General features: G+C 59.5%; 10 protein-coding genes and 2 pseudogenes. 5 read left to right on the forward strand and 7 right to left on the reverse strand.

All coding sequences use genetic code 11. The features are described 5' to 3' along the window. Positions 1-222: pseudogene (locus AF337_RS43305) on the forward strand (hypothetical protein); the annotation flags it as partial. A 101-nt stretch (positions 223-323) separates the two neighbouring features. Here AF337_RS43305 and AF337_RS18650 read toward each other — a convergent pair. From AF337_RS18650 to AF337_RS18665, 4 genes and pseudogenes are all read right to left on the reverse strand, one after another. After that, a pseudogene (locus tag AF337_RS18650) lies at positions 324-749 on the reverse strand (ATP-binding cassette domain-containing protein); the annotation flags it as partial. Beyond that, on the reverse strand, positions 746-1,705 hold the full coding sequence (locus AF337_RS18655; protein ID WP_049733219.1) for an ABC transporter permease: 960 nt from the start codon (positions 1,703-1,705) through the stop codon (positions 746-748). The pseudogene AF337_RS18650 and the gene AF337_RS18655, both read right to left, overlap by 4 nt. 2 nt (positions 1,706-1,707) lie before the next feature. Further along, the gene (locus AF337_RS18660) at positions 1,708-2,664 is read right to left on the reverse strand and encodes an ABC transporter permease (protein ID WP_049733246.1); all 957 of its coding nucleotides are present in this window, start codon (positions 2,662-2,664) and stop codon (positions 1,708-1,710) included. Positions 2,665-2,791: 127 nt separating this feature from the next. Next, a complete protein-coding gene (locus AF337_RS18665) occupies positions 2,792-4,429 on the reverse strand; it encodes an ABC transporter substrate-binding protein (protein WP_049733220.1) in 1,638 nt (545 codons plus the stop codon). A 328-nt stretch (positions 4,430-4,757) separates the two neighbouring features. Between AF337_RS18665 and AF337_RS18670 the strand changes: the two genes are divergently transcribed. The 4 genes from AF337_RS18670 to pdxA all read left to right on the forward strand — a co-directional run bounded on the left by AF337_RS18670 (position 4,758) and on the right by pdxA (position 9,339). After that, positions 4,758-5,660: a dihydrodipicolinate synthase family protein gene (locus AF337_RS18670; RefSeq protein ID WP_049733221.1), complete on the forward strand. Its 903-nt coding sequence runs from the start codon at positions 4,758-4,760 to the stop codon at positions 5,658-5,660. A gap of 11 nt (positions 5,661-5,671) precedes the next feature. Then, positions 5,672-6,856 (forward strand): sialidase family protein, encoded by a 1,185-nt coding sequence (locus AF337_RS18675; RefSeq protein ID WP_049733222.1) that lies wholly within the window; start codon positions 5,672-5,674, stop codon positions 6,854-6,856. A gap of 351 nt (positions 6,857-7,207) precedes the next feature. Next, on the forward strand, positions 7,208-8,341 hold the full coding sequence (locus AF337_RS18680) for an iron-containing alcohol dehydrogenase (RefSeq protein WP_049733223.1): 1,134 nt from the start codon (positions 7,208-7,210) through the stop codon (positions 8,339-8,341). Between the two features lie 14 nt (positions 8,342-8,355). Then, positions 8,356-9,339, forward strand: coding sequence for a 4-hydroxythreonine-4-phosphate dehydrogenase PdxA (gene pdxA / locus AF337_RS18685; RefSeq protein ID WP_049733224.1), 984 nt, complete (start codon positions 8,356-8,358; stop codon positions 9,337-9,339). A 22-nt stretch (positions 9,340-9,361) separates the two neighbouring features. On the opposite strand, the gene AF337_RS18690 is transcribed toward pdxA, so the two are convergent. The 3 genes from AF337_RS18690 to AF337_RS18700 form a co-directional block, all read right to left on the reverse strand. Further along, positions 9,362-10,453 carry an acyltransferase family protein gene (locus tag AF337_RS18690; protein WP_049733225.1) on the reverse strand — a complete coding sequence of 364 codons (1,092 nt, stop codon included), beginning with the start codon at positions 10,451-10,453 and terminating at the stop codon, positions 9,362-9,364. 129 nt (positions 10,454-10,582) lie between these two features. Next, entirely contained in the window at positions 10,583-12,109 is a 1,527-nt protein-coding gene (locus AF337_RS18695) for a lipopolysaccharide biosynthesis protein (RefSeq protein WP_049733226.1), read from the reverse strand. Between the two features lie 20 nt (positions 12,110-12,129). Beyond that, positions 12,130-13,215, reverse strand: coding sequence for a polysaccharide pyruvyl transferase family protein (locus AF337_RS18700; protein ID WP_049733227.1), 1,086 nt, complete (start codon positions 13,213-13,215; stop codon positions 12,130-12,132). Positions 13,216-13,421: the final 206 nt, after the last annotated feature.

A 13,421-nucleotide genomic window follows, 5' to 3' on the forward strand; every position in this document is an offset into this window, starting at 1 on the left:
GAGATGCGCAGCGATCTGATCGTTCACGTCGAGCAGTGGCGACATGATCTGCGCGAAATCACCCTGAAGGCCATGATCAGCGATGGAGATCATTGGCGTCTCGAGCCTCGAAGCACAAACCCTGTGCACAAGCCGATCATCATGAACGGCGATCCGTCTGAGGATACCGAGGTTCGGGTTCGCGGCGTTGTCATCGGCAGCTACAGCCGCATCAACATATAATTCCAAATAACAAAACTTATCTATCAGGGGGTGGCCCTATATGGGCCACCCCTAATGATATTTATATAAAAATATCCGCGCGACGATCTCTAAGGTTTTTATAAATATTCACGCGCCCGGGCGCGAGCTTCCGCCTTTTTCATTTTGCGGTGATAGATCAGCGGCTCGCAGATCTGGTCGCCGACGCGCATGACCGGATTGAGCGAGGTCATCGGATCCTGGAAGACGAAGCCGATATCGCCGCCGCGCACCTTGCGCAGCTCGCGATTCGACATGGTCTGCAGGTCGCGGCCATCAAAGGTCGCCGTTCCCTTGGCGACCTTGATCTTGTTCGGCAGGAGCCGCATCAGGCTCAGCATGGTGAGGCTCTTGCCGCAGCCGGATTCACCGACGACACCGAGCGTCTCGCCCTTGTCGACATGGAGATCGATGCCGTCGACGACGACGGCCGGGCCGTTGCGGCCGTCGATCTCGACGGTGAGGCCCCTGACATCGAGCAGGCGTTCTCTGTTTTGCGTGTCCATCATTTGCTGCCCCGCGGATTGAGCGCGTCGTTGAGGCCGTCGCCGAGGAAGCTGAAGGCAACCGAGGCGAGGCCGAGCACGGCCGCCGGAGCGGCGAGAAGATGCGGATAATGCTGCCAGACGCGAAGGCCGTCCGAGATCATGTTGCCCCAGCTCGGCGTCGGCGGATTGACACCGACACCGAGGAAGCTGAAGGCGCTTTCCAGCACCATCGCCGTGCCGAGACCGGCACTGACCGAGACGATCAGCGGCCCGAGCGCATTCGGCACGACGTAGCGCTTGATGATGACCCAGTTCGACAGGCCGAGCGCCTGGGCCGCGGTGATATAAGGCCGGCTGCGGATCGACAGGACCTGGGCGCGCACCAGGCGGGCGTAAGGCGGCCAGGAGATCAGCGCCATCGAGCCGAAGACGAGGATGAAATCCACCCATATCGTCTGGCGGTAGAAGGGATTGAGGGTCTCAAGGTAACGCGCCTCCATCCAGCGGGTGATCGGCGACTTCAGCGACGCATTGATGACGACGACGAGCAGCAGGTTGGGAACCGACATCGTCACGTCGGTCAGCCACATGATGACGCGATCGAAGGGATTGCCGAAGAAACCGGCCACGGCACCCAGCGTGAGGCCGATCAGGACCGCGAAGAAGGTGACGATGACGGCAACGAGGAAAGCGGTCCGCGTGCCGAAGACCACGCGGCTGAAGACGTCACGGCCGAGATCGTCGGTTCCGAAGAGATGACCCATCGACGGCAGCGCGTTGCGGGCGTTGAGGTCCTGGCCGAGATAGTCATACGGCGTCAGGTAAGGCCCGAAGATCGCCGTGAAAGCGAGGATCAGCACGATGACGAGACCGAAGACGGCGAGCTTGTTGCGCTTCAGCCGATACCAGGCGTCGCGCCACAGGTTGACCGGCTGTTCCTCGATGGTTTCGGGGGTGGAAAGAGGAATTGCGGACATGGTCAGCGGCTCCTTCTTGCATCATTGGCGCGTGGATCGAGCAGCGGATAGAGCACGTCGACCAAAAGGTTCGACACCATCACCAGGAACGATCCGATCAGCGTGATCGCCAGAATGACGGGATAATCCGAATTGATCAGCGCCTGCACCGTCAGGCGCCCGAGACCCGGCAGGCCGAAGACCAGTTCGACGAAGATCGCGCCGTTGACGATGGTGATCATGATCAGGCCGAGCTGCGTCACGACAGGGGTCAGCACCGGCCGCAGGATATGGCGCAGCGCTACGACGATCTCGGGCACGCCCTTGGCGCGGGCGGTGCGGACGAAATCCTCCGACAGCACCTCGATGACGGCGGCCCGGGTCTGGCGCACGATCAGCGCGATCGGCTGGAAGGAAAGTACCAGCAGCGGCAGCAGGATGCGCACATCGAAGATGCCGCCCCAGCCATAGGGCACGCTCGCACCCGGCAGCAGCACGATGAGGCCGACCATCAGCAAGGGACCTGCGACATAGGCCGGGATCGCCCAGAGGAAGAGCGCGGAGCCTAGAATGGCGTAGTCGAGGCGCGAATTCTGGTTCAGCGCCGCGATCATGCCGAGCGGGATCGCGACGATGGTCGTCAGGATGACGGAACAGAGGGCAAGCTGGAAGGAAACCGGGGCCGCAGCCGAGACCATCGCCCAGACGGCGCGGCCCGAGGTCAGCGAGTTGCCGAACTGGCCGTGCAGCAGGTTCCAGATGTAAAGGCCGAATTGCTCGATGAAGGGCCTGTTGAGGCCGGCGCTTTCGCGGATAGCTTCGATGCGCTGCGGATTATAGGCGACGTCGCCCGGCGCGCGCAGGAAGATCAGCTTGATCGGATCGCCGGCGCCATAAAAGGCCAGCGCGTAGACCGCCAGCATCACCACCAGAACGGATGGAATCCAGATGGCAAACCGGGTTAGCACGTAGCGCAGCAAGGCCACCTCCCACCTGTTGTCGATGCGGCCCGGCTTTGGCAAAGCGCAGCCGATCGCATCTCTTCTTGAAATTTGCGCGAAGACCTTGCGGCCTTCGCGCGTTTATCGCCAGAAACGATAGGCCCAATCAGCCGATGGAAATGTTCCAGGGTTCGGCGATCTGCCAGTCGAGGTTCTTCTCCATGCCCTTGACCTCCTTGGTGGCCCAGCGCGACATTGCCTGAGAATACCATGGAATAAAGGCCCAATCCTCGCGGAACGCCTTCTGGGCTGCCTGGGCGAGAGAGATGCGCTGCGGATCGTCCGCAGCCTTGGTCGCCGCTTCGGCAAGGGCGCTGTCGACCTTGTCGTTCTTGTATCCACCGAGCTTGTTCTGCGCGTTCGACGAGGTCGAGGCGATGCTGCCCGCCAGATAGGAGACGGCATCGGGAACACGGGTGCCGACGTCGTCGCGGAAGATCTGGACCGAGTTCTGATCCGGACCGGCATAGGCGTCCTGCTGCGGCTTCATGTCGACGGCCGTGATGCCGAGATTCTGGCGCCACTGCTCGGCGATGAACTGGGCGGCGGCCTGGATGGCCGGCGCCGAAATGCCGACAAACAGGATCTTCGGCAGGCGCTCGGGCCCGCCATAGCTCGATTCGGCAAGCAGCTTCTTGGCGGCTGCCGGATCATAGGGAAAGGGTTCGAAGCCGGAATTGTCGGCGCCGGGAACCGAATTGAGGATCTGATCGGCCTTCTTGTGCGGCCCATCGGGATAGGACGCCTTGAACAGGCCGTCGCGATCGACCGCCATGATCAGCGCCTGGCGGACCTTCGGATCGTCCATCGGCGCGCGGGAGATGTTGAACCAGAAGTGCTGGCTGGTCGGGATCAGCGGGCCGGCCGAGAATTCCGGGCCGAGATCCTGGATGATCGTCGAGGTGACGAGCTCGGTATGGGCGTTGAACTCGCCGGACTTGATCAGCGAGGTCGCCGTCACATTGTCCTCGATCGAGGTGATGTCGATGCGGGCAAGCTTCGGCTTCGACCCAAAGAAGTTCTCATTCGGCTCGAATGTGATCTTGCCGGCGTCGATATCGATGCTCGTCAGCTTGAAGGGGCCGGAGAAGACCGGCTTGTTTTCGGGCTTATACCAGTCGATGATTTCCTCGCCGTCGCTGCCGCGCGATTGCGACGCTTTGGTGATCGGCGCGATGTGGTTTGCCAGGCGCATGAAGAAGATCGGATCGGCAGCGGCGAGCGTCACCACGACTGTTCCCTCATCAGGAGTCGCCACACCGGTCAGCTCGTTGCCGGAGCCGGCGGCGATTTCGGCGTAACCCTTGACCTTGCTCAGCACCTGGTCGGCGCGCTGGCTCTTGGTGTTCGGCATCGAGGCGACTTCCCAAGATCCCTTGACGTCGGCCGCGGTGATCTTGCTGCCATCGGAGAAGACGGCCTTGGGATCGATCTTGAAGGTCCACACCGTGTTGTCGGCCGATTCCCAGCTGGCGAAGACGTAAGGCTTGATATTGCCCTGGCTGTCGAAATACATCGGCGCCGCCCACCAGATCGAATTCCAGCGGAACGTCCTGCCGCCGCCGCGCAGCGGCGACCAGTCCTGGTCGAAGGCCGGATGCGCGACCTTCAGGACCTGGCCTTCATCGGCCATCACGATGCGGGCATTCATCCCGAACACGGTGAGGCCGACGCCGGCCGCAAGACCGAGCTTCAGCGCGTTGCGGCGCGATAGATTGGTTTTTTCAGATTGATCAAAAGACATGGCATTCCCTCCCACGGTGAATTCGGCAGCGCTCTCCCTGCACCTGCCAGGCGCAGCACAATCCGTCCCATATCGTTCTCTCGTTATTGTAAATATGTCAACAAAAAATCGCATTTTTTGTTGCAACAAAATTTATGGCGAAAAATATCATAACAATAACAAATAGATAATTTTTCAATCCGGAATGAACGCATTTTGTCTTCTTGACAAAAGCGCTGCAATAGAAAAGCTTTTCGCAATCCATCGCGACAGACGAATGACAATTGCCCGTGCAGCCGTGCGGTTCGAACGCGCACCGGAAAAGACAGGACGCACCGAGGAGGGCGGAATGAGCCACAGGATCACAGGCGTTTTCAGCGCGGCCGCAACGCCGCTGACGGCAGACAATACGCCGGACCTCACCCTTTTCACCGATCACTGCCGGCGGCTGCTGGCCGAGGGATGTCATGGCGTGGCGCTGCTCGGGACGACGGGCGAAGCCAATTCCTTCTCCGGAGCCGAGCGCCGCGCCATATTGGAGGCAGCTGTGAAGGCCGGCATTCCGGCCGACAGGCTTTTGCCGGGGACTGGCGTCGTCGCCGTTCCGGAGACCGTGGAACTGACGCGGCACGCCCTGTCGCTCGGCGTCACCAAGGTGGTGATGCTGCCGCCCTTCTATTACAAGGGCGTCTCCGACGACGGTCTCTTCGCCGCCTATTCGCAAGTTCTGGAAAAGGTCGCCGACACGCGCCTGCAGGTCATCCTCTATCATATTCCGCAGGTCTCGGGCGTGCCGCTCTCCATTCCGCTGATCGGCCGGCTGATTGCGGCCTTCCCGGAAACGGTCGTCGGAATCAAGGAATCTGCCGGCGATTTCAATAACATGCAGGCCATCATCGCAGCCCATCCCGGTTTCTCGGTCCTGGCCGGCGCCGATCCGCTGCTGCTGCCGCTGATGAAGGCCGGCGGCGCCGGCTGCATCACCGCCACCTCCAATCTGGTGGCGGATTCGCTGCGCACCATCTACGACCATGTCCATGACGAGGCGCGTGCCGCCGAGGTCGAGGCGGCGCAAGCACGCATCAACGCCTATCGCACGCTTTCCAATTCCTATGTCCAGATCCCGACCATCAAGGCAATGGTGGGATTGAAGACCGGCAATCCCGCCTGGAAGCGCACGCGCGCCCCGCTGCTGCCGCTTGATGAGACGGACTATGCCGCGCTCGCCGAAAGCTACGCCAAGCTGCCTTGAGGAGATCCGCCATGAGTTTTACCGGCCTGCCTTCGGAAGCCGTGCCCGCTTTGATGACCGGGATCGTTGCCCCTCATCCTTCAGTCGAAGGGCGCGCCGATGCCTATCTGCCTTCGCCCTGCATCCAGAACCATGCAGCCAATCTCGCCTTTCTGCTCGACGGTACGCTGAGCTGCGTCTGGTTCGGCGGCACGATGGAGGGCATGGGCGATATTTCGATTTACATGTCGCGGCTGGCGCCCGGCTCCGAGCGCTGGTCCGAGCCGGAAAAGATGAGCGACGATCCCGAGAAATCCGAGCAGAACCCATTGATTTTCAACGCCCCGGACGGAAAGACGTGGCTGCTCTATACCTCGCAGACCTCGGGCAACCAGGATGGCTCGATTGTCAAATGCCGGATATCGGATGACGGCGGCAAAAGCTTCGGCCCGGTTCGCATCCTCTGCGACAGCCCCGGCACCTTCGTTCGCCAGCAGATCGTCGTCAACGGCAGAGGCGACTGGCTGCTGCCGGTCTTCCGCTGCGTCGGCCTTAGCGGCCAGCGCTGGAGCGGTGATGCCGATACGGCTGCGGTGCTGATCTCGCGCGACGGCGGCGCGAGCTGGCAGATGCGCGATATTCCGGACAGCATTGGCGCCGTGCACATGAATATCCTGCCGCTCGGCGGCGGCGAGATGATCGCCTTCTACCGCAACCGTTTCGCCGAAAACATTCTTTCCAGCCGGTCGTCCGATGGCGGCGAGAGCTGGAGCGCGCCCGAGCCGACCGAACTGCCGAACAACAACTCCTCGATCCAGGCAACCGTGCTGAATGATGGAGCAATCGCAATGGTTTACAACCATTCGAATGCAAGTACCTCGGATGCGCGGCGCCAATCTCTCTACGACGAAATCGAGGGTGGCGAGGCCTCGGAGGCCGTTATTGTCGCCGATGTCGGCCGCAAGGCGATCTGGGGCGTTCCGCGGGCACCGCTCAGCCTTGCAATCTCGAAGGATGGGGCCAGGAGTTTTCCGTATCGCATCGATCTCGATACCGGTGACGGCTTCTGCCTCAGCAACAATTCCAAGGATTCGCTGAACCGCGAATTCTCCTATCCCTCGATCATCCAGGGCGGCGACGGCACGCTCCATATCGCCTACACCTATTACCGGCGCGCCATCAAATATGTGCGCCTTGCACCGCAATTGCTGCCGTAAGCGACGCGGCAGCCGGAAGATTGTAAACTTGCATCCGATCGCGCGCGAAAGGATGCAGGGCCGTCGGCATTGAACCGACCAGGCGACAAGAAATTGACAAGAGGCGTGCGCCGGCGAATGACGGCCAGACCCTTCGCACCCGAAAAGCATCCCCCTCGATAATTTTCTCTAACGCGTTGATATTATTGTATATAATAACATACTACCGCCTCATCGAGGACATAAGCGACCACATATCAGACGATAAAAATTTCCGTACCTTGGAATGCCGGCTTGACATTGATCTTACAACTTTACAATAAAGAGGGCGACGAAATTGTTGCCGCAAGATCTTGCAGGGAGGACTGGTTCATGGCCAGCTTGGATTCGCCGATCACGATCGTTCGGCCGCATCTGATCGAATTCGGCATCGGCACGGCGGGAAAGCTCGGCAAATGGGCTGCCGAAAAGGACTATCGGCGCACGCTTGTCATCTCCGATGCTTTCAACGCCTCACGCATCGACGTGCTGGAATTGAAGGGCGAGGTGACGGTCTTTGCCGAAGTGACGCCCGAGCCGGATACGGCCAACCTCGAAAAGGTGCTCGCGGCGGCGAACGGCGCCGACGCCGAGCTGATCGTCGGATTCGGCGGCGGCAGCGCCATGGACCTGGCAAAACTTGCCGCCGTTCTTGCCGGCTCCGCGCAGACCCTGCATGACGTCGTCGGCCCGAACAAGGTGCATGGGCCGCGCAAGGCGGCACTCGCCCAGGTGCCGACGACCTCGGGCACCGGCAGCGAGGCCGGCATCCGCGCGCTCGTCACCGATCCCAAGACGATGGCCAAGCTTGCGGTCGAAAGCCTGCACATGCTGGCCGACATCGCAGTCATCGATCCGGCCCTGACCTTTACCGTGCCGGCGCGCACCACGGCCGCCACCGGCGTCGACGCGATGGCCCATTGCGTCGAGGCCTTCACCAACCGCAAGGCCCATCCGATGGTCGACATCTATGCGATCGAGGGAACGCGGCTGGTCGGCAAATATCTCGCCCGCGCCGTCAAGGACGGCAACGACGCTGAAGCGCGCGCCGGCCTGTCGCTCGCCTCGCTTTACGGCGGCTTCTGCCTCGGCCCGGTCAACACCGCCGGCGGCCATGCGCTTGCCTACCCCCTCGGCACGCGCTGGCATGTGGCGCATGGTGCGGCCAATGCGCTGATCTTCCCGCATGTGCTTGCCTTCAACACGCCGGCGGCCCCTGAGAAGACGAAAACGGTGATGGAGGCGCTCGGGCGCCGGACCTCCGACAACATCGCATCCGTCTTCGATGCGGCTTACGCTTTCTGCGCCGAGCTCGGCATCGAGATGAAACTCTCCGCGCTCGGCGTGCCGGAAAGCGATCTTGACGCCATGGCCGACGACGCCTTTGCCATCCGCCGTCTGCTCGACAACAATCCGCGCGATCTGACGCGCTCCGACATCCGCTCGATCTACGCAGCCGCGTTCTAGAAGGGATTTTGACGATGGACAGGAATGCGAAAGTCGCCGTGACGCTTGGTGATCCCGCCGGCGTCGGCCCCGAGGTGATCGTCAAGGCCCTGGCGGCCCTTCCCAAAGAAGAGCGCCGCGACTTCGTCATCGTCGGCAATGTCGAAGCGCTGGAGCGCGCCGACCGCGCCACGGGCGCCGGCCTGAAATTCGGTCCTGCCCATGCCGGCGGCGACAGGATCGCCGTCGATGAAGTCGCACTCAGTGCGGCCCTGCCCGAAATCGGCAAGGTCAGCCCGGTCGCCGGCGATGCCTCGGTGCGCTATATCACCCGCGCCGTCGACCTCGCCATGTCAGGGCAAGCCGATGTCATCGTCACTGCGCCGATCAACAAGGAAGCGATGAACCTTGCCGGCCATCACCATGACGGCCATACCGGGCTTCTCGCCCATCTCACCGGCTCGAAGAGTTCCTTCATGCTGCTTGCCTCCGAGCGGCTGAACACCATCCATGTTTCCACCCATATCTCGCTGAAGGGGGCGATCGAGCGCGCGAGGACGGAGCGGGTTCTCGCCACCATCGAGGCCGGCCACCGGCACTTCCTGCGGCTCGGCAAGAAGGCGCGCATCGCCGTTGCCGGTCTCAACCCGCATTGCGGCGAAAACGGCCTATTCGGCACCGAGGACATGGAATTCCTGGCCCCCGCCGTCGAACAGGCGCAGGCTAGGGGTATCGACGTCGTCGGACCGATCTCGGCCGATACGGTCTTCGCCCGCGCCTATAACGGCGCCTTCGATCTCGTCATCGCCCAATATCACGACCAGGGCCATATCCCGATCAAGCTCGTTGCCTTCGAGACGGCGGTCAACGTCTCGCTCGGCCTGCCGATCGACCGCGTCTCGGTCGACCACGGCACCGCCTTCGACATCGCCGGCACCGGCAAGGCCAACCACGTCAACATGCTCTCGGCCATCGCCTATGCCCGGCTGATGGCGCGCTCGCCGCGGCAGAGCGCATAATCAGACGAGATCCGTTGACGGCTTATCGAGCTGGCCGAGCCCGCATGGTCATGGTTTTGTCTACGAGACGAGCCGTTCCGTAAGCGAAACACACGACCGCGCTGAGAAGCACGAAAAAAGCGAGAGGGCCGCTCAATCCGACCGACCCGGCGACTGGCTTGAAAACACCGATCACACCGCGGTGCAGAATGTAGACGGGGTAGGAGATATAGCCCACCCACGTCGCCAACCTCTCGGCTTTTCCAGGCATCTCCAGAAAGAGGCCAAGCATCACGATGAGCGGCGCCAGGGCCATCGCGAACATCAGATCGTAATAAGGCCGCAGGAGGGAAGGAACCGGCGCGGCCATGAAAATCATCAGAAGAAGGCACGGCAGGATCGCTGTCCAACCTTTCCTCCAGGCCGGCATGCCACCGAATAGACGGCTGATCACGACCCCTGCAGTAAATGAAAACATGACCCTTGGGAGACCACCTATTGCGGAAGGCCATTCCCAGCCGATATTCAACACACCGTACTTAAGACCCACAAAGGCCAAAAGCGCAGCTGAAACCAAAGCGACGAGGCAAAGGGCACGGACAGAGAGCCGGAAGAGCCATAGCGCGAAGACTATGTTTACCAACAGCTCCCAGAACATCGACCATGCAGGGCCATTGATTGGAAACATACCCTGCATTGGGTTGGCTTGAAGAAAATACATCGGGCTGGGCAGAAAAATCCCGTTGGCAACGGTCGACGCCAACAGGTCAATGACGCTCTGATGTCTCAGGCCCCAGCCTGTTAACAATATGATCTGTACGAGACCGACCAAAATTCCGATCAAATAGAGCGGATAAAGGCGCTTGATTCGAGCCGCCATGAACGCCGGGAACGGCAGGCCACGTGCAAGCCGTTTTCCATAAATCTCGGCGATAATAAACCCGCTGAGTACGAAGAAAAAGTCGACCGCCAGATAGGCCGACGGGGCATATCGTTCCTGGAAATGTGTGGCGACAACACAGATCGCGGCAAAGCCGCGCATTGCATCCAGGGAATAGTAACGGCTGCGGTCGGGATTCGAGACTTCTGCGGCGTCAATCGTCGATGGCGAATAACCGCGGTCGAGACTGGTCATCTGATCGATATCCTATTCGCTTGTGCCTGAGCGGCGTTCAGATGCGGTGGATTGAAACTGACATCCGTGCCGACCACTTTGCGCATCAGTGGCTCCTCCGCAAGGCTGGTCTGCGGAGGAGCCCCGATATCACGATTGATGTGCCACAGGGTCGACAAGCTCGTCCCTGTTGGTTTTGCGCTGTCGTACCTGCTTTATACTGCCGATCAAGACATTGAGATGAGATCTGCACAGAACAAAGATCAGGCAGCAATATGCAATTCCGCCGGCGACGATTTCCACGGCCAGACGTGGATAGGGGGACCAATGAATGAGCGATTCATGCAGGAGCAAAACCACAGCGACCATTCCTGCACAAGCCAAGCTGGGCCGAAGAAACTGCATCAGATAGGCCCCGACACTCAGCTCGATGTGGCGCGAAACCTTCCAGCTGGTGATTGGCCAAAACAACAGAACTTCGATCATAATCGCGAAAACAACTATTGTGACGCCGAAAGGATAAAGAACTGCGATCGTCACGAGCGTGAGGAGATTTCGTGCCAGCTGGTAGTAGAACCACCAATCCATCTCCCCCTGGCTCTTGATCAAGGATGCCTGCACGTAGCCGATCCCAGCCATCAACCCGATAACGCAGTAGAACCGAACCGGCCAAACGGCCTCGATCCAATGCGCACCGAAAATTGTCGTGATCGCATCGCCGGCAACTGCGGCAAGGCCGATGAAGACGGGGTAGGAAACCAGGGCGCAGCCAAACGTCGCCATCAAAAATGCTTCTCGAACCTTCTTCGGATCGGTTCGCAACGAGGACAGCAAGACGTGGGTGACCGATGTTAAGCCCCCGGCGATGACGTTGTTGATCATATCGAACAAACGCTTCGAGAAATTATAGATACCGAGCGCTGACGGGCTCAGGAGCACGCCGATGATCAAATTGTCCAAGCTCATCGTTTGTAAGAACCGAGTGCCGGATGCAAAAAAGCCGTAGTGCAGCAGATCGTTCAGGCTTTCTCTCTTCACGTGAAGCCCGGGCGACCACCCTGCACCCCAGAAAGCAGCGCCGCATGATGCCGCCGTGGCCGCGATCTGGGCAATCGCAAGCGCCCACAAGCCGAAACCCGCGAGAACCAAAACAAGGCAAATACAACCAGAAGTAATTGTGGCGATAACAGTCCGGACGGCGACGAGGTGGAATGACATCTTCCTGTTGACGATCGCATTCGGAACGACGGCCGTGAAGTCGAAGAACACCTTCAGTCCCATGATGTAGATAAGGGACGTGATTTCCTTATGTCCCACGTAGGCCGCGATGGGCGAAGCGGCGACACACAAAACGCCATAGACCAAGAATGAAAAAGCAAGCGAAAGCATAAATATCGTATCGAGGTGGCTTCGCCTTATTTCGGATCGCTGTATGATTGCTTCACCAAATGCGGTCGGTCCAAAACTGCCGGCAAACGACACGATGCTGAATGCCAGCGCAACAAGACCGAAATCCTGAGGCTGGAGGACTCGAGACGTCACCACGAAAACTGCGAAGGTGAGGACTGTCGGAATGAGCGTGCTCATCGCCGACCAGAAGGCACCCGTTACGGCTGCGGCGGATCGGTTCTTATTGACATGGCTGAATAGAATATCATCGTCTCGTACAACCGACAAAACTGAGCTCCTACAGGGAATCAAACTATAGAGGGATGAGGGACGAGATCCGGGGCGGGAAGACCCGGACGCAGATCTATCGGTCTACTCGACTTGTACCAGGTGCCGTTCATCTCATACGGGAGGCGGGACATGGCCGCCAAAAGCTCACTGGCATTTGTCGCTTTCTCCACCAGCAAAGTGTCGCCGGTCCAGCTACCGATGAAGTCGTGCAGCCTGCTTCCGTTTCTCGCAACCGCGACATGCGGCTTATTGAGCAAAAGACAAAGAGTATGACCATGGAGGCGGTTGGTGATAATCCGTTGCGCGCCGGATAGCATCTTCACGCCATAATCGACATAGCGAGCAGCGACATCCTCGTAATGTTGGGCCACCATCTCGGAACGGCTAAAGCCACGCCGCATTACGGCCTTGACGACACTCGCCTTGCGCAGGCGCGACAAATTATCCGGACCGTTGATCCAATTGGTAAGGGGTCCGCCAACGATCGCTCGGGCGTCAGTTATGTCGACGTCGTCCTCTCCAAAAGGCTGCATAACATATAATGCCCTGAGAGGATCGGCTTCGAACGGTTTAAGCAGGTCGATACCGAATGCCGCGTCCGGCCCAGCCTCGACATCGCAATCGAAGTTCGCTTTTGCCAGCTCGAAACTCTGCTCGTCGCGCGTCATAAAGAAAAATTTGCGATGCCTCCCGATCGTGCGCTTCGCGTACTCCATCAGTGCCTCGTTGGCGAAATCGATTGTTTGAGGCATCTGAATGATGGTTCGATCCGGATATTTGCACGCCAGCCGATAGCGAATATCTTCTCTTCCGGTCCGCGCATCTCCGAAGTCTGACCAGCCGCAAATGAATATTGGAGCGTCGCCGGGCGTGGATTTTATCTCGTTAATACTTTGAAGAGAGCCGCCGGTAAGTACCGGCAGGCGCCCTGTTACCTCCTGCAATACCTTTGCCAATCCCAGCCAACTTGCGTGGTGGCCGGGATCTTTAGTGGATGGAAAATCCATTATAACGTAAGGCTGCTCTCTACTAACAAATTTCCTTACCGATCTAATCAACTTTTCCTGCAGTCGCCGTATTACAACTTCGCCGAGATGATACATATATTCTACTTGCATTTTCAAAATTGGATCAGCAATTACATGCCCAAGTTTAGGAGTCAATTGGACTGCCGTGCGTCATAGCCACGCACCAAATTTGCCTTACTTCTTAAGGTAAATGAGAACGAGATTCGGACCTTGCGCGCTCCGGGCGATTGCAACGGTCGAAAGGAGTGCGGGAGCATGACCAGGCCGCCGTGCCTGGCAGC

Origin of the sequence: Rhizobium ecuadorense, from assembly GCF_001187535.1 — a bacterium.
Lineage (GTDB): Bacteria > Pseudomonadota > Alphaproteobacteria > Rhizobiales > Rhizobiaceae > Rhizobium > Rhizobium ecuadorense.